General features: G+C 39.0%; 16 protein-coding genes and 2 tRNA genes. 2 read left to right on the forward strand and 16 right to left on the reverse strand.

Annotated elements, in window-relative coordinates; translation table 11 throughout:
- Position 1 precedes the first annotated feature (1 nt).
- The 8 genes from ESU54_RS04750 to ESU54_RS04785 form a co-directional block, all read right to left on the reverse strand.
- The gene (locus ESU54_RS04750) at positions 2–1342 is read right to left on the reverse strand and encodes an ATP-binding protein (protein ID WP_111843587.1); all 1341 of its coding nucleotides are present in this window, start codon (positions 1340–1342) and stop codon (positions 2–4) included.
- Positions 1333–1863 carry a contractile injection system tape measure protein gene (locus tag ESU54_RS04755; protein ID WP_111843586.1) on the reverse strand — a complete coding sequence of 177 codons (531 nt, stop codon included), beginning with the start codon at positions 1861–1863 and terminating at the stop codon, positions 1333–1335. The genes ESU54_RS04750 and ESU54_RS04755 overlap by 10 nt, the downstream gene beginning before the upstream one ends.
- A gap of 30 nt (positions 1864–1893) precedes the next feature.
- On the reverse strand, positions 1894–3678 hold the full coding sequence (gene vgrG / locus ESU54_RS04760; RefSeq protein WP_111843585.1) for a type VI secretion system tip protein VgrG: 1785 nt from the start codon (positions 3676–3678) through the stop codon (positions 1894–1896).
- Between the two features lie 41 nt (positions 3679–3719).
- A complete protein-coding gene (locus ESU54_RS04765) occupies positions 3720–4166 on the reverse strand; it encodes a phage tail protein (RefSeq protein ID WP_111843584.1) in 447 nt (148 codons plus the stop codon).
- 2 nt (positions 4167–4168) lie between these two features.
- Positions 4169–4624, reverse strand: coding sequence for a phage tail protein (locus ESU54_RS04770; protein ID WP_111843583.1), 456 nt, complete (start codon positions 4622–4624; stop codon positions 4169–4171).
- Between the two features lie 40 nt (positions 4625–4664).
- Positions 4665–5222 carry a DUF4255 domain-containing protein gene (locus ESU54_RS04775; protein ID WP_111843582.1) on the reverse strand — a complete coding sequence of 186 codons (558 nt, stop codon included), beginning with the start codon at positions 5220–5222 and terminating at the stop codon, positions 4665–4667.
- 182 nt (positions 5223–5404) lie between these two features.
- Positions 5405–5479: transfer RNA gene (locus tag ESU54_RS04780), tRNA-Val, on the reverse strand.
- Positions 5480–5539: 60 nt separating this feature from the next.
- Complete coding sequence (locus ESU54_RS04785; protein WP_111843581.1) at positions 5540–6520, reverse strand: YitT family protein; 981 nt, start codon at positions 6518–6520, stop codon at positions 5540–5542.
- 147 nt (positions 6521–6667) lie between these two features.
- Between ESU54_RS04785 and ESU54_RS04790 the strand changes: the two genes are divergently transcribed.
- A tRNA-Val gene (locus tag ESU54_RS04790) sits at positions 6668–6745 on the forward strand.
- A 53-nt stretch (positions 6746–6798) separates the two neighbouring features.
- Here the strand turns inward: ESU54_RS04790 and ESU54_RS04795 are convergent.
- The 8 genes from ESU54_RS04795 to ESU54_RS04830 form a co-directional block, all read right to left on the reverse strand.
- On the reverse strand, positions 6799–8016 hold the full coding sequence (locus ESU54_RS04795; RefSeq protein ID WP_111843580.1) for a bifunctional folylpolyglutamate synthase/dihydrofolate synthase: 1218 nt from the start codon (positions 8014–8016) through the stop codon (positions 6799–6801).
- Between the two features lie 12 nt (positions 8017–8028).
- Positions 8029–10524: a T9SS type A sorting domain-containing protein gene (locus ESU54_RS04800; RefSeq protein WP_111843579.1), complete on the reverse strand. Its 2496-nt coding sequence runs from the start codon at positions 10522–10524 to the stop codon at positions 8029–8031.
- 61 nt (positions 10525–10585) lie between these two features.
- On the reverse strand, positions 10586–11404 hold the full coding sequence (locus ESU54_RS04805) for an energy transducer TonB (protein ID WP_111843632.1): 819 nt from the start codon (positions 11402–11404) through the stop codon (positions 10586–10588).
- Positions 11405–11503: 99 nt separating this feature from the next.
- Positions 11504–11896: an ExbD/TolR family protein gene (locus ESU54_RS04810; RefSeq protein ID WP_111843578.1), complete on the reverse strand. Its 393-nt coding sequence runs from the start codon at positions 11894–11896 to the stop codon at positions 11504–11506.
- Positions 11896–12594, reverse strand: coding sequence for a MotA/TolQ/ExbB proton channel family protein (locus tag ESU54_RS04815; RefSeq protein WP_111843577.1), 699 nt, complete (start codon positions 12592–12594; stop codon positions 11896–11898). Before ESU54_RS04815 ends, ESU54_RS04810 begins: the two co-directional genes overlap by 1 nt.
- Before the next feature lie 48 nt (positions 12595–12642).
- The gene (gene nhaD / locus ESU54_RS04820) at positions 12643–14022 is read right to left on the reverse strand and encodes a sodium:proton antiporter NhaD (RefSeq protein WP_111843576.1); all 1380 of its coding nucleotides are present in this window, start codon (positions 14020–14022) and stop codon (positions 12643–12645) included.
- 21 nt (positions 14023–14043) lie between these two features.
- On the reverse strand, positions 14044–15270 hold the full coding sequence (locus ESU54_RS04825) for a Glu/Leu/Phe/Val dehydrogenase dimerization domain-containing protein (RefSeq protein ID WP_111843575.1): 1227 nt from the start codon (positions 15268–15270) through the stop codon (positions 14044–14046).
- A gap of 130 nt (positions 15271–15400) precedes the next feature.
- Positions 15401–16462, reverse strand: a complete 1062-nt coding sequence (locus ESU54_RS04830; protein ID WP_111843574.1) for an anhydro-N-acetylmuramic acid kinase — start codon at positions 16460–16462, stop codon at positions 15401–15403.
- A gap of 235 nt (positions 16463–16697) precedes the next feature.
- On the opposite strand from ESU54_RS04830, the gene ESU54_RS04835 reads away from it, so the two are divergent.
- Positions 16698–17840: an acyl-CoA dehydrogenase gene (locus tag ESU54_RS04835; protein ID WP_111843573.1), complete on the forward strand. Its 1143-nt coding sequence runs from the start codon at positions 16698–16700 to the stop codon at positions 17838–17840.
- The last annotated feature ends 10 nt before the right edge of the window (positions 17841–17850 follow it).

The raw sequence follows: 17850 nt of genomic DNA on the forward strand, positions 1-17850 counted from the left end.
ATTATATGGTTTTATTTTGTTTTCTATATACGCTACGTATTCCTGTAATAATATCGTTTAGCAATACTTTTTTTTCGTTTCTTCTTGCGGCTTGCAAAGCGCAATAGCGTAGCACCTCTGTAATTTCGCCCCCTGTAAGTTCGTATCTCTCTGCAAGATCATCTAAATCTATGAAAGATTCTAGTTCAAAATTTTCTTTGAAAAGATGTTCCCACAATAATTTTCGTTGCTGCGAGTCTGGTGCTGAAAAATGCACCATATTCTGAAAACGTCTAGTAAAAGCTGCATCTATATTGTTTTTTAAATTGGTTGAAAGAATTACCAAACCTGAAAAATCCTCAATACGCTGCAACAAATATGCAACTTCTTGATTCGCGTAACGGTCATGGGCATCTCTTAAATTAGTTCTTTTTCCGAAAAGTGCATCGGCCTCATCAAAAAAGAGTATCCAGTCTTTCTGTTGGGCTTCATCAAAAAAACGACTTAGGTTTTTTTCGGTTTCACCTATATATTTTGAAACCACCAGAGATAGATCTACCCTATAAACAGGACGATTGGTTTCCTTACCCAGCAAACTGGCGGTTAGTGTTTTGCCTGTGCCAGAAGGGCCGTAAAATAATGCGCGATACCCCTTTTTAAAATTATTTTCGAAATTCCATTCCTTTAAAATCTTTGGGCTATGTTTAAGCCAATCCTTTATTTCTAAAATCGCTTCGGTTATAGCTGCTGCTACAACAAGGTCTTCCCATTTTAAAGCAGTGGTAATTTGATTTGCAGGAAATATAGTGCTGTATTGCGGCAAATGTTTTTTACCCATTGTAAAAAGACCATAATATTCTGAAGAAATTTGAAGTTTTTGATGAACTCCAAACTGTTGTTGAGCATCTATTTCTAAAATCCCTTTTTTGAACAATATATTTTCTGTGTTGGTTGTTGCCAAAAGTTTTAATCGAGTAGTAAGGTTGTAGCCACCCAGAATAAAATACGCTGTTTCTAAAGTGGGGGTAAAACCTGGTTTATTTGCGTTATTAATTCCTCCAAATTCTGAAAAGCCAGAATTCAAGTTTTGGTTTTTAATTAAAAACACATCTAAAACGTCAGGTTTTAAATAGGGAATCATCGCTAAAATTAGCATTAGCCTTTCTTCAAAACCCAGCTGTAACTCTTTCACTATTTCAGCATAAGGCGAGCTGTCTTTATCTAAATCTGGAGGCGCTATAGCGTAAACAGATTTTTGGTTGCTTTCATTTTTAAAATACAACGCCAGGCTAGTATCTACAACACTTTTAAACCAGTTAATTTCTTTTTGAAGTGTTTTTGCTAATTTTTCTATTACCTCCATGTTACATTTAGTGTTTTCTGCATCCAACCTAATTTTATTGTAGTGATATTCCACGGAATTTGATCCAATAGCATGTCAAAAGCCTTCTGTTCTACTCTCAAGAAATAGGCGTCGGCATCTTCTTCAAGTCTTCCTTTCCGTTGAAGAAAAGTTTCTTGTAAACCTGCGATTGAGGTTTGGCCAAGTACAGTCCATTGCTGGATAACCGCAAGCAACAAGCTTTCAACCAGTTCTTTATCCGTATCACTCAATGTAATTGATAAATCTATGGGAGTTTTTATACTAATGCCGCAGAGCACTTTATGGATTACCAAATCCTGCTCATTCACTATTGTGCTTCCGGCAGCAGCATATTCAAGTAAATGAATGGCTTTATATAAACTTTCAGCATCTCTAAATCTACTGTCTTGCATTAGCCCAGATTTTTCAAATAACATTGGCAGAAAAGGAGCAATAATTATTAATCCTGCACTGTTTATTAATAATGAGTCCAAAAATTCACGATCTACTTGTTCACTCATTTTTTTATGTTATTTAAATCTTTTTCTAAATTAATTAATATTAACCATGGCTCCTTTGGCTGATAAGTTTCCATCGCTGGAGATGGTACATTCGGCTCCACCTTTAACACTTGTTGACATATCGCCGGTTATTGCAACATTTGCTGCTGTGACTTTTAAAGACGCTTGACCCTTTATACTCACATTGCTACCTTCAATCTTAACATCTTCCGCAGCTTTAATATGTATGCTTTTAGAACTTTCTAATGAAATTCCTTCGCTGCTCATTTCTATCTTATTGCTATTTTGATCTAAGATTGTAATTTTTTTAGCGTCATCACTTAATATCATCGTATTTCCACTAGGCGTAAGAATTGTTATTATTTTATTTTCATCATCAAACTTTAACTGCAGTTTGTTTTGCGTAATCAATGCTTTAATTGAATTATTTTCATCTGGAATTTCGGGTGCTGGGTTGGCGCTGCTGTAAACACTTCCCAAAATAATGGGAAACCGTGGGTCTTCGTTCATAAAGCCCAGTAAAACCTCATCTCCTACTTCTGGCATAAAATAGGCGCCAATACTTTTACCTGCATAAAAGGTTGCCAATCTAGCCCAAACCGCTTCACCTTCTGCCCCGAGAAGTGGAATTTCAACCTGCACGCGAAATTGGTTTTCGGGATCTTCATACATTTTTTTTACGATTCCTGTTTGCAATCCCTTTACGCCCGGCAGCAATCCGGATGCTTCAGGTGCTGAAATACGATATTCTTCTGAAAACCATTCCGCAGCCATTCCTATTTTTACTTCCGTATGCCATTGGCCATCTTCAACAGTATGGATAACCCCAGAAACAAAAGCATTGCCGTTAAAACGACTGCTCAATCCTTCTAATTTTATTGTTGAATTTACTTTCGCTTTTGAAGAACCTTGAAAAACCAACGTTCCTCTAAATTGAGACAATCGTGATTTCAGTAAGGCCGCATCAGACCAAACGTGGATATCTTCGCTGGTAATTCCAGTAGATGAATTTAAGTTGTTGGTTTTGCCACCAAGCACTTCAGAAAGTTTTTTTCCCGTTAAATTGCCTTGTTTGTTTACGCTAGGTTCTGTGGATACAGCATTGATTGTATTTTGGGCACTCATATCCCAAGCATTTGCCGTGGTCCCGTTATATTGATTTGTAGCGTCCATTTCTACATCAAATTCAATAATATCATTCCCAAATTGCAACTGTAATTCTGGACCTGCAGAAACATTTGGCTTTGCTAAAGTTAGTTTTCCGCTATCGGTAATTACAATCATACCGTTTGCTTCTGCGCGGCTAATTATGAAGTCCCAATCTGTAGCGTAAAATTGAACAATTTCTTTGTGTTCTACTGTAGTTGCAGAGATAGCTGTAGATAAACCGTTGTTGCCCACAATTTTTTCAATTGCCGCACTGTCTTTCATGTCTGTAAAAATGGCACTGTTTCTATTAATCGCCATTTTTAGTGCTTTGTCTTTGCAAGTAATTGTTAAAGTGCTTCCAGATACAGAATCGGCATTAATTTTTTGTTTTACTACAATCCCTTTAAAAATACTTTCGTTTTTACTGTGATAGCCTAGTTTTATTTCTATCTCGGCCCCAGGCACAAAGCTATTCGACTCTGCAATTTCAAAGGTTTGCGAAGCAGGATTTCCGTCAAACAATACAATTTTTGCTTCTGCTATTTGGTTTAGGTGTTGTTCCAATTTTATGGAAACTACCTCGTAAGTACTAGGTATTTCTTTTCCTCCGGAAAGGATTGAAAACGAGAGTAAATTTGTTTCTTCAGTTAAAGGTGAGGTTGGCATAGGTTTGTATTTTAATGGGTTTCTTGGCTGTCTGTTTGGGGTTAAAATACTTTAAAATAGCTGTAAGCAAACTCCAGACTTTCAATAATCAATTCATTACTTCCTGAATTTAAATCTGAAACCGCCCATTTTACGGTCCAAGCATTAACAAAACTCCAAGATTTAATAGGATTTCCGTTTTCATCTAACAACTTTACAATTATGGTTTTGGTTTCTACCAAATCGTCAAGATTGCCGCCCAAAGTTTTATTGCACCAGGTTATTATTTCAGAATCCTTGGGTACCAAACCGCGCTTCAAAACTAGGTTCGAGAATTTTACAGAAGTAGGAACACGATGTTTGAACATGTTGTTGCCGCCTTCAGCAATTTCCTCCACGCCCATTTCCATTGAAATTCCAGAAACTTCTTTAAAAGCAGCATCCTCGTTTGCAGATACATCACTTAAACTGAGTTGAAAATAAAAAGCAACGGGAGCAAATTCATTCATTATTATCCGTTTTTAATAGTTAAACCTTCATGGCTGAGTTCTAAAGTTTCTACAGCAACTTCGTTTGCATCCGCTTTCATATCGGTACCTGTTATCTTGGTTGGCCAAGCATTGGTCAATGTCCACGTCATTGTAGGGCTACCTGTTTCGTCCAAAAGCTGGATGGTTACAGTTTCCTTTGTTATGGTGTTCATTTTTACAGCATCAAACCATCTCCAGAAATTGTTGTCGTTTACAAAGATTCCCCTCTTCAAGGTTACATTTCCAGTTTTTGTAATACCCGGCATTTTTATGGTAGAAAATAATTTATTATCCCCATGCCTATATTCTATGGGCTGTGTTTCTGTTTCCAAACCTGAAACTTCTTGAAAGGAAACTGTATTATCTTGTGAACCCAAACGTACACTAAAGTAAAACTTGGGTAAAGGCCAATTACCGTCTTGTGCTTCTCCTGCCATTTTTTTATATTTTAAATTTTTATTTTACTATTAATGAACTCTAAGGGTTTGTAACCGGAGGTATTTCTTTTTTTATTCGGTCTTCCTGCAGTGTTATAATTCGTGCCCTGTAAACTATTGAAGGTATATAATTAGCCCCAATGCTGCTCCAAATATGGCTCAATTCTGTGATTGGCACATTGTATATTTCCAGTGTCAATTTCTCCAATGGTGCCGCCATATTGGGATGTTCATTTTTGGCGAAATAAGGATTTGCTTGAAATGAAGTAATTACGGTCGAAAGCATTTTAAGGGATTCCAAATAATTTGAGGAACTGTAATTTGCCGAGATTAACAAGTATAGATTAAGATTTATTGGTGGTGCAACTTTACCATACAAATTGCCAGCTGTTGGTTTATAATTGCTCAATGATTTTGAAAAGGTTTCCTGTTCAATATTTATAACCGAAACCACAATCTTGTTTTCAATATTTTTAGAAACTGAACCATCTGGATTCACTAAACTGCTAGCTATTACAACATCTGAACTTAGACCGTAGACCATTTTTAGTTCCTGATTTAGGAAATCTGTAATGATGTTTAAAGCTTTATCAATCATCGTTATATCTTTTAAGAGTTCAATTTCTTATAAAAAGCGATTATTCAGCACTTGTCTATAAATCGTAATCTATTTGTTATTATAATATTAGCAATAAAAGGCTTTGATTCCTATAAGTGCTACTACGTATATAATGCCAACAAAAAATCCCGATGAAAATTCATCGGGATTTTAAAATTTTGTGGGTCATACTGGATTCGAACCAGTGACTTCCACGTTGTCGACGTGACACTCTAAACCAACTGAGTTAATGACCCTTTCTTTTAAAACACCAAAATACAAATTCCAAAAACCAAAACAAACATCAAAACTGAAAGTTATTTGTCGAATTTTTTAATAGGTTTCTTTTTTATCATTCCGCCTTTCGCATCCTTTACAGACGTCATAATAATAAAGGCCTGCTTGTCTATTTTATCAATTTCGGTCTTGAGCTTGCTCATCTCCAATCGAGTTATTACCGTATAAACCACATCAACGGGTCTTCTGGTTTCGCCGTTTTTTGAAAACCCGTTTTCTGCCTTAAAGATAGTACAGCCGCGCCCCATCTTTTCGATGATGGCCAAACGGATTTCATCACTTCGTTCCGAAATAATCGTGATTCCCATAAACTCCTCAATACCGTCAATTACAAAATCTACTGTTTTTGATGCGGAGAAATAGGTTAAAATCGCGTAAAGTGCTATTTCTGTAGAAAGAAAGTAGGCCGCAGTCATAAAGATAATAACGTTGAAAATCAAAATCACATTCCCTACTGTAAGGCTGGTTTTTCGACTTACGAATATTGCCAATACCTCTGTCCCGTCAATGATAGCGCCACCACGGATTGCCAGCCCAATACCAAGGCCCAAAAACAGACCCCCAAAGGCCGCAATCAATATTTTATCATCCGTAATTTGTGGGTAAGGGATTAAAGCCACTGCAATGGCCAAAAGTACGATCCCCATAACACTTTTTATTGCGAACCTCTTTCCGATGGAAAAATAGGCAAGTATCAAAAAAGGAAGGTTAAAACATACCAGCAAAAGTGAAAGCCCTACACCCGTCAGTTCATTTATCATCAGCGAAATGCCAGTTACACCCCCATCAATAAAGGCACTGGGCATCAAAAAACCCCTAAGACCGAAAGAGGCAGATAATACTCCGAGAAAAAGATAGAATAAATCTGTAAGCTCGTGTGTTACCTCTACTTCCAAATTTGTAACGCTTTTGTCAAAAGCCTCCAAAGGTTTAGAACCCGTTTTGTTCTTTTGGCGTTTCTTTACAACGTTTATTATTATGTTTCTGAAGATTGGATTCAAGGGTTTTGGGTTTTAAAAGATGAATGAAGTCAAAGTTAAACTTATTTAATTCTACAATCCGCATTAAAATACTTCCTTGCACAATTATTTCAAATAAATGTTTGCTGAAATTAAAAAGTAACTTATATTTGCAACCGCTAACAAGAAGGGCGATTAGCTCAGCTGGTTCAGAGCACCTCGTTTACACCGAGGGGGTCGGGGGTTCGAACCCCTCATCGCCCACCAGTTTTCAAAAATCCTGACGAATTCGTCGGGATTTTTTTATGCCTATATTTTGCTTAAATAACTTCAGCCACCACAAAAGTGCTCCCACCAACAAATATTAAATCTTCTGACGTAGCAACTTCAAAAGCAGCTGAATATGCGTCTTTTACCGAAATATAGTCTTCTCCAACCAATCCAAACCCTCTTGCCTGAGATAATAATAAGGAAGCATCCAACCCGCGTGGAATCTTTGGCTTACAGAAGTAATAAGTAGCATCTTTCGGAAACAGCGGCAATACTGATCCCAAATCCTTATCGTTAACAACTCCTAAAACGATATGCAGCTTTTTATAGTTTTCCGTCGCCAGTTGTTCCATCACCAACTGCAAACCATCTTGGTTGTGGGCGGTATCACAAATTGCTTTAGGGCTTTCGCTTAAAACCTGCCAACGCCCCATCAAACCTGTGCTTCTGATTGTATTCAGCAATCCATTTTTAATGTTTTCGTCGGAAATGTTCCAGCCTTTTTTTTGAAGGATTTTTATGGTTGCTAAAACAGTTTTTACATTCTTTTTCTGATAAATTCCTTTTAAATCTGAAGTGTAGCCAGAAGAATCAATTATTTCCGCAAAAGTGATTGGCGCATTGCTATCCGAAGCAATTTTTTCAAAAACACCTTTTGTCTCTGGAAGTGTTTCGCCTATAACAACTGGAATTCCTTCTTTTACAATTCCTCCTTTTTCGGCCGCCACTTTTTCCAAAGTGTTCCCCAAAAACTGGGTGTGATCCAAACCAATATTTGTGATTACAGAAACTTCGGGTGTTATAATATTTGTGCTGTCCAGCCTACCGCCCATTCCTACTTCAACAATAGCGATATCTACTTTTTCTTCTCTGAAAAAATCAAAAGCCAGCCCGACTGTCATTTCAAAAAAAGACAATTGGTTGGTTTCAAAAAAAGCTTTGTGCTTTTCAACGAATTCCGAAACATTTTTCTTCGGAATCATTTCGCCATTAATTTTTATCCGCTCCCTAAAATCCTTTAGATGTGGCGAAGTGTAAAGTCCCGTCTTATAGCCCGCTTCCTGAAAGACCGAAGCCAGCATATGGCTCGTGCTTCCTTTACCATTGGTCCCTGCAACATGAACACTCTTGAAACTTTTTTCAGGATTATTTAAATAGTTCGCGAGCTGAATTGTAGCAGATAAATCTGCTTTGTATGCGGACTGCCCTACCCTTTGATACATTGGCAGTTGTGCAAAAAGCCACGCTATGGTTTCTGAGTAATTGATGACTAGAAGATTTTATTTTACAATCAGTTTTTTGGTCGTCTGTTTTCCCGCTTGGGAAATTTTTAAATAATACACACCCGACTGTAAATTTTCAACAGAAAGGTTGAGTTGCCCGTTTTCAAAACGCTGTTGTTTTACAAGCCTTCCCATAATGTCATAAACCATCAACAAAGTTTTTTCTGAAGCATTTTTCATAAAAATGGTCACTATTTCCGAAGCTGGATTTGGAAAAACTTTCACCTCCGAAGTGAACAAATTTTCATCAGAATTCAAAATATTTCCTGAAATATCAATTTTATAAATTGAACGTCCAAAAGTTGCAGCATACAAAAACTGCGAGCCTTCGTGGATAAACAAATCCGACACCACTGCAGACGGCATATTTTCTCCCACAACGTTCCAGTTGACTCCTTCATCCTTGGAAGCCAAAACCCCAATATCGGTTCCTATAAAAAGATTTCCAAAAATGTCCTGTTCAATATCATTCACCGGAATATCCGGCAAACTGCTTGAAATATCAACCCAACTATTCCCAAAATCAATACTTTTATAAACATGCCCCACATCTTCCCCAAAACGATAACCCGAAAGCGTCAAATAGACCGTATTCGGATTTTCCTTTGAAGCCAGAATCTTAGTAACCCAACGGTTGGGAATTCCCGTTGAAATGTCTGTCCAATTAGACCCCCCATCTTGGGTTACCCAAGCTTTTCCATCATCGGTTCCCACAAAAATAACCTGACTATTAAATTGGGAAACACTGATAGTTGTTATGGTTCCAAAAGTGAGATTGCCCGTATGTGGCCCATTGGTTAAATCGGGGCTGATGGCACTCCAATTACCTGCAGCATTCGTGGTTTTGTAAAGCCTATTTGCACCGAAATAAAGAATTTGAGAGTTATTGGGATCGAATGCTATCGGGCTGTCCCAATTTTTTCGGTCGCCGCTGGATATTCCGTTTGTAGCATTGGAAAATGAACCCCCATTATTGGTTGATTTTCCAAGCGAACCATATTGATAGAGCGCATAAATAACATTTGTATTTGTGGGATCAACCAATGTCTGAAAACCATCGCCCCCATAAATTATATTCCAATCGCTCAAGCCACCCGTCTGGGTTCGGCTCGTGCTATTGTCCTGCGCCCCTCCGTATATTTTGTTTTCATTCTGTGCATCAACATACATTCTGTTGAATTGGGTAATAGGCAGTTTTAAATCCTTTACTGCGGAAGATCCTCCGTTGTTGCTGTAATAGAGACCGCCATCATTTCCCAATAAAACTTCGCCAGGAACAGATGCATTAAAAGCCATTGCATGCTGGTCCACGTGTGCATTCGTAAAAACGCTACTCCAGCTAGTGCCACCATTGGTGGATTTCTGTACTTCAAAATCTACATTGTACAGCACGTTTTCATCTGTGGGATCAATAAAAATTCCACCGAACCACCAGTGAAAACCTACATCAGTCAATTGACTGGAATTTACAGCGGTCCAAGAATCCCCACCATTAGTGGTCTTGTACACTCCCTGAATATTGCCAGAGGCATCGGCATAACGCGTATAAAGCACACTGGGATTTGATTGCGAAATATCTATACTGATTCTACCTTTTTGGGAAGCTATACTTGGCAAACCATTGGTAAGCTCAGTCCAATTGGAACCGCCGTCTGTGGTTCTATATATTCCAGAAGTTATTCCTCCGTATTGTCTCTTGTTGGGTCTTCTGATACGCTCCCAACTTGCAGCATAAACAATGTTTCCATTTGTAGGGTGAATTGCCATATCTACAACCCCCGTGGAATCACTTACAAACAAAACCTGTTGCCAACTATCGCCACCGTTTGTGGTTTTGTAAACTCCACGATTAGCGCTATTTCTGAACAATGGCCCCATTGCGCCCACAAATGCGGTGTTATCGTTATTTGGGTCCAAGACAATTTTTCCAACACTGCCTATATCTGGCAATCCTTTGGACTGCCATGTAGTTCCACCGTCTATGCTTTTATGGATTCCATCGCCATCATAAACCAAGGAACCGCCGCCAGCGTTTACTTCGCCCGTTCCCACATAAATTAAATTGTTGTTGTTTTTGGAAATTTCAATATCGCCAATGGAGAGCATTTGCTGTTCGTCAAAAATAGGCGTCCAATCATCTCCGCCATTTACGGTTTTAAAAATTCCTCCTGAAGCCGCACCTACATAGTAAACATCGGGCTGGTTGGAAGGAATTTCAATATCGGTAATCCGTCCGCCAATATTTAAGGGGCCACTGAATTGCCATACTTCACTAGCTGGATTTCTATTTGCCGCTTGTATTTTCCATTGAATTGCTTCAGAATAGGCAGAGGTATTTATTTCGCCACTGGGATAGGCACGCTGCATAAACATTAAATCAAAAGGATATTTACCATCCTTTTTTTCGAAGGAAGAAATTTCATCTCCTTCCGAAGAGTTTTTACAACTGATAAGGCAGGAAACAAGAAAAATAAAAGTAGAAATACGAATCATAGTATCTTTTTTTGATGCTTAAAGATACTGAAAAAATTATGTGTATTACTATTGGGAATTGCTATTGAGAAAGACTGAATCTATAGATAATCTTTCCAATTTGTTTTGCAGGCGCTTTATCGTCTGCATTAAATTTTGTGGCCAAAGCCGCACGTTTTGCAGGTTCTGTGAGGCATTTAGAATTGTTTGTGGTTCCACGAACGCCAGGCGTTGCGCTGATGACTTTTCCGCTTCGGTCTACTTCAATGCTAACCACCACAGTTCCGGCCTCATTGCATTCCTGTACAAATTTCTCTTTGTTTAATGCTTTTCTACCACCCAGTAAATAATTGCCGTCGCCGTCCAATCCTTTTCCAGTACCGTAATAACTACTTGCGTTGGGATCGCCATCGGGGCTCCCCTTATCACCAGGACTCTTGTCGTCGCCTTCCCCACCCTTTGCGGTTCCATCACTTTTTGGACCGTTTAAAATACTTGAAAGTGCATCAGTAGTAGATTTATCAGGTTTTGGATCTGGCTTTTTTACTTCTTTTTTGGGTTGTTCCTTTACGGGTGTTTCCACTTGTTCCTTTTTAGGCTTCTCTTTTTTTATTACGGGAGCATCTTCGTTGTCCTGTGTTACAACTTCTTCCTTTATTTCTGCTTTTGGTTGCGAAACAGGTTCGGGTGTGGTTTTTTGAGGCGCAGATTGAATTTTTTCAGTAGGCTGAATGTTTCCACTACCAGTATCTGTAGTCCCAAAATTGATAGCGATACCCTGCTCCAGTGGTGGATCGAGATACTTCATTCCCACGTAAAACAAAAGAATAAGAATGATCACATGCACGATTACCGTGATGATCATACTTTTTCGCTTATGCTCTGTATCTAAAAAGTTCAAAGTTTCAAGTTTCAGGTTTCTGGTTAAAAGTTGTGAAGTTTCCTTAATCAATATATTCAAAAGGCCACTGACTACTTTGTGCTGCCTAATGAATACTGATTAATTTGGTCTAACGGCGAGAACGACTTTGAAGTTATTTCTATTGGCAATATCCATTACAAAAACGGCATCTTCAATAGGAACGCCCTCTTCGGCACGTAGAATTATAGTAGGTTCTTTCTGTCCGGTAAGCGTCTTTTTTAATTCGTTTTCAATGCTGTATTCACTTACGCGTTCTTTGTCCACATAATAAGCTCCGTCTTTTGTGATGCTAACAGAAGCTTTCTGCACATTTGACGTTTTTCCTTTTGCCTTCGGAAGTATCAAATCCAAGGCATCTGGTGTTATTGTAGGCGAAGTTAGCAGGAAAAACACCAACAACAGAAATACAATATCTGTCATGGAGCTCATGCTGAACTCGGCGCTTACTTTATTTCTTCCTCTTAAATTCATTAAGCAGGTTCGTTTAACATGTCAAGGAAATCTACTGCGGTGGCTTCCATTTGGTGCACCACTTTATCGGTACGCACCACCAAATGGTTGTAGCCCATATAGGCAATAATACCAACTATCAGTCCTGCAACGGTTGTGGTCATTGCAGTATAAATACCTTCGGCAAGGCTTCCCATCTCGGCTTGACCACTACTGGTTGCAAGCTCGTGAAATGCCAAAACCATCCCGATTACGGTTCCCAAGAAACCAATCATAGGCGCAGCTCCGGCAATGGTTGCAAGAACACTAACGTTTTTTTCAAGTTTATAAACTTCAAGACGGCCAGCGTTTTCAATAGCAGTATTGATGTCTTCCAAAGGGCTCCCTATTCTGGAAATTCCCTTTTCTGTTAAATGGGAAACAGGAGTGTTGTTTTGGGCGCAAAGTACTTTTGCTGCTTGAATATTACCTTTAGCCACGTGATCGCGAATTTGGTTCATAAAATTGCTATCCATTTTGGTAGCTGCCTTAATAGCAAAAAGCCTTTCAAAGTAAATATAGACCGCCACAAAGAGCAGCACAAAGAGGATTGCAATAATTATTTGTCCAGCAACACCCCCTGTCAATAAAAGATCCATAATGGAAAGGGTTTTCTCTTGGGCAACAGGTTCAAGATCTTGCGCAACTTCGGCGCCTTCCTGAATAAAGAAGTTTAACATAAAAAAGGTTTTGTTTTAGTGAATAACGAATTTAGATTTCAGAAATTGTTATGCATGGTGAAATAAGACCCTCTCAAACAAAAGAAATACTCCAGCCCCCGAAATGAAGCCTATAAATGCCAGCCAAGATATTTTCTTAAGATACCAGATAAAATCAATACGCTCCATCCCCATTGCAGCAACACCAGCAGCAGAACCTATAATGAGCATGCTTCCTCCAGTTCCAGCGGAATAGGCTATAAAGTGCCAAAGCACAGAATCTATTGGCATGTCGTACATTCCTATGGACGCGGCCACCAATGGCACGTTGTCAATAATGGCAGATAAAACGCCCAACAACAGTATAACTATATCTTGATTGGGAATCGCATTTTGCAATACTTCTGCCACGTATCGAAGTGTTCCCACTTCTTCCCCATTAACCACACCATAAACAAGGCTTTCAAGCCCTGCCACGGCCATTAATATTCCAAGGAAGAAAAGGATACTGGAAATTTCTATACGTGAAAGTGCTTTATGTGCAGAATATAGATGCCTTCTTTCTTTACTGAAATCCTCTTCTGGGTGAATGTATTCTGAAACAAGCCAAACCACTCCCAATGCCAGCATCATTCCCATATAGGGTGGCAAATGAGTTAGTGTTTTAAAAACAGGTACGGAAATAATCATCCCTAAACCTAGAAATAACATAGTTTTACTGCTCAAAAGAGCTTCTTCTGCTTTATCTTCATTAACATCTACATCAATATTACCTCGGAAAGCGGGTAAATAACTGGCGATTAAAAATGGAATAGCAAAACAAACGATGGAAGGCAACACTACAAACTCAATCAACCCTCCTGCGGTCAACTTCTTGGCGATCCACAGCATCGTTGTCGTAACGTCCCCAATAGGAGACCAGGCACCACCTGCATTTGCGGCTATAACCACTAACGAAGCATACCAAATTCTGTCTTCTCTCTTGTGAATTAACTTTCTTAAAAGTGTAATCAACACTATGGTTGCAGTAAGGTTGTCAATAATCGCTGAAAGTAAAAAAGCAAGAATCCCGATAATCCAAAGCAGCTTTCTTTTGCTCTTGGTATGCACAGCACTTTTAAGCACCTCAAAGCCACGGTGAAGGTCAATAATCTCAACAATAGTCATAGCTCCAATAAGGAAAATAAGGATTTCAGCTGTTTTTCCTAAATGGTGAAGCAGCGTGCCTTCAAAACCTTCCATGGCGTGTTCACCACCACTTAGAAAATTGAATGCCTGCTCCTCAGTATTGATTACATCAAACCAACCACTTGTGAAGCCTATTGCCAATACCGCCCAAATTAATGACGCCATAATAAGCGCGGGGACAGTTTTGTCCAATTTTAAAGGGTGTTCCAATGTGATGGAAAGATACCCTATTACGAAAATTAAAATGATTATTGACGTCATACTATAGTGGGTTACAGTTAATTATATTAATTGCTTCAAAGCAATTTCAAAAGCGGTTTTGCTAATGTTTGTTTTGGTACTATTGTTATCAAATGTATTCTGAATAGCGTTCTTGATCGTAATGGAAGTATCGTTAAAAATAGCTTCATCGGTCATTTGTACTTTGCGCTCCATAAAATAAGCGAAGACCCTTGCCATTCCACAGTTGCTGATGAAATCTGGTATCAAACTTACACGTTCATCTGTAAATTCCATAATGGGACCGAAGAAAATTTCCTTATCAGCAAATGGCACATTCGCGCCACAACTAATTACCTCAAGCCCAGTTTCTATCATTTGCGAAATCTGTTTCTCTGTAATCAATCGCGATGCTGCACAGGGTGCGAAAATCTCCGTTTCGAGTTTCCAGATTTTTTCGTTTATTTCTTCAAAAGGGATCATATTTTCAGCAACCAAGGTATTGCCGTTCTTTTTTAGGAACAGTTGCTTTATTTCTTCAAAAGAAAAACCATCTTTGTTGATGACTCCTCCTTCGCGATCAATTATACCCACAATTTTGGCCCCCATTTGCGAGAGGTAATAAGCTGCAGCTGCGCCTACATTTCCAAAGCCTTGGATAACGGCGCGCTTTCCTTTTACACTTCCGCCATAAATATCGTAATAATGATGTATAGCCTCGGCAACGCCATACCCAGTAATCATATCTGCCACGGTATATTTTCGGGAAACATCGGGAGAATAATTTACGTTTTCCAAAACCTTTATCACGCCTTGACGCAACTGGCCAATTCTATTAATTTTATCTGCTTCCGTTGGTGAAAAGTGCCCATTAAAAACCCCTTCTTGCGGATGCCAAACGCCGCTCTGTTCGGTGATTGGAATCACTTCGTGAATTTCATCAACGTTTAAATCCCCACCTGTTCCGTAATAAGCTTTCAGCAAAGGTGAAACGGCTTTAAACCAACGTTCCAAAACGCCTTTTTTACGCGGGTCTGAAGGATCAAAATTGATCCCGCTTTTGGCTCCGCCAATTGCGGGCCCGGCAACAGTAAATTTCACTTCCATTGTTTTTGCAAGTGAGAGCACCTCGTTAGAATCAAGGCCTTTTCGCATACGGGTACCACCGCCGGCAGCACCGCCACGCAAGGAGTTGATGACCGTCCAGCCTTCGGCCTCGGTTTCGGGATCATTCCAGTGAAAAACTATTTCGGGTTCTTTTTCTTCGTACTTTTTAAGTAATTCCTTCATTAAATGTAGTAAGTTAGAATACCCTTTCACTAAAGCTTCGGGGCGTGATGGCTATCCTACTTCAAAGCTTCGGATAGCAAAGGCAAATATAAAAAACTTGTGAGGGGTTTATATTTATTTTAGGTAAAATTTATGGGAAGAAAATTTTGCCTGAGGAATGGTCTCGTTCCGCCCCAGTAACACTCGCCAAACAATTCACCTCATCCCGAAGCTTCAACACCCCCAAAAGCCCAAAAATCAATGCTTCCTTATATTCCACAATTACTGGAGGAGGAATAATAACTTCAACCGAAGCAAGGTTTTTCAATCTTTCAATTAAAAAAGAATTATATACACCGCCACCAGTCATTAGCACCGATGCATTTAGAGAAAATTGATTGGCTAATTGTATTGCAATGTGCTCCGTAAAGGTTCTTAAAATGTCTTCGCAAGAAATTTTAGCGGCCTCCAAAAGTGGAAAAATAGCTGACTGAACCCATTCCAACCCCAAAGATTTTGGAGGTTTTTCTGCATAGAAAGAAAGTGAATTTAATTTCTGAAGCAATTGTTCATTCACTTTACCCGAAGCTGCTAATTTTCCATCTTCATCAAAATCTTTCCCCAGTTTTTCGGCATATTTATTTAAAACAATATTTGCTGGGCATATATCAAAAGCAATCCGTTCCCCATTTTTTTCAAAAGAACAATTTGCGAAACCGCCCAAATTCAAACAATAATCATATTCCGGAAAAAGCAGCTTATCGCCAATGGGCACCAAGGGCGCACCTTGTCCGCCAAGCTCCACGTCCTGTACCCGAAAATCGCAAATCACTGTTTGTCTGAGCATTTTTGAAATGCGCGGCAGATTACCTATTTGATACGTAAACCCCTTGCTAGGCTGATGCAAAATGGTGTGTCCATGACTGCAGATGGCATCAATTTCTTGAATGTTGTGTTTTTTTATAAATTTTGAAGTTTCTTCGGAAAGCTTTTCTGTGTATTTAAAATCCAACCGTTCCAATTTTTCTTCAGAATAATTTATGGCTTCGCGCAGTTCGTCTTTCCAAAAAGAAGAATACGCAATGGTTTCTGCGGCAAGGATTTCAAAACTCCACTTTTCTTCAAAATAATTAAAAACGATTTCCGCTAAATCAATTCCATCCAGCGAAGTACCGCTCATTACGCCTATAATATGATAATTGTTCTTTTTCAAGTCTTAAAAAATGTATGAAGTTTAAAGATAGCACAGAAGATTTGAAAAAATCCAAATTACAAATACGAAATTCCAAATAAATCTCAAAAAAACAAATCCAATTTTCAAATAGCCGCAAACCTTTTGGAATTTGGAATTTGGATTTTGGGATTTGAGATTTTGGATTTGGTATTTGCTTTATTTTTAAAGTACATTTGCAATTCTTTAAAACAAACTTTTTTCAAAAATAAGCCCTATGGATTTCAGTCTATCCGAAGAACAATTAATGATTCGCGACGCCGCTCGCGATTTTGCACGTACCGAATTACTTCCAGGGGTTATAGAGCGTGATAACCTTCAAAAATTTCCAGCTGAACAAGTTAAGAAAATGGGAGAGCTCGGCTTTTTGGGAATGATGGTGGATCCTAAATACGGCGGCGGCGGAATGAATACATTGAGCTACGTTTTAGTGATGGAAGAACTCAGTAAAATTGACGCTTCCTGCTCTGTAATTGTTTCTGTAAACAATTCTTTAGTTTGCTACGGACTTGAAAAATATGGTTCAGAAGATCAAAAACAAAAATACCTTACAAAATTGGCCACAGGCGAAAAGCTTGGCGCATTTTGTTTAAGCGAGCCCGAAGCTGGTAGTGATGCCACTTCACAACGAACTACGGCGATTGAAGACGGTGATCATTACATTTTAAATGGCACCAAAAACTGGATTACCAACGGTGGCAGTGCAGATTACTATTTGGTAATTGCGCAAACTCATAAAGAGAAAAAACACAAGGGCATCAACGCTTTTATAGTTGAAAAAGGCTGGGAAGGTTTTGAAATTGGCCCCAAAGAAGACAAACTGGGAATCCGTGGAAGCGACACACATTCCTTAATATTTAACGATGTAAAGGTTCCAAAGGAAAATAGAATTGGCGAAGACGGTTTTGGCTTTAAGTTCGCCATGAAAACTTTGGCTGGAGGCCGTATTGGTATTGCCGCCCAAGCTTTAGGAATTGCAGCAGGCGCTTATGATCTTGCCCGTGAATATTCTAAAGTGCGAAAAGCTTTCGGAACCGAAATCTGCAACCACCAAGCAATCGCCTTCAAACTTGCCGATATGCACACCAGTATTGAAGCTGCACGTCATCTGGTGATGAAAGCAGCTTGGGATAAAGACCAAGGCAACGACTACGATATGAGCGGGGCTATGGCAAAATTATTCGCCTCACAAACTGCAATGGATGTATCTATAGAAGCGGTCCAAGTTCACGGTGGAAATGGCTACGTAAAGGAATATCACGTTGAACGCTTGATGCGCGACGCGAAAATCACACAGATTTACGAAGGAACTTCAGAGATTCAAAAGATTGTGATTTCTAGGGGGCTTTTGAGAGATTAATATTTTAAAT

This window comes from Aequorivita antarctica (genome assembly GCF_007997155.1).
In the GTDB taxonomy this organism is placed as follows: domain Bacteria; phylum Bacteroidota; class Bacteroidia; order Flavobacteriales; family Flavobacteriaceae; genus Aequorivita; species Aequorivita antarctica.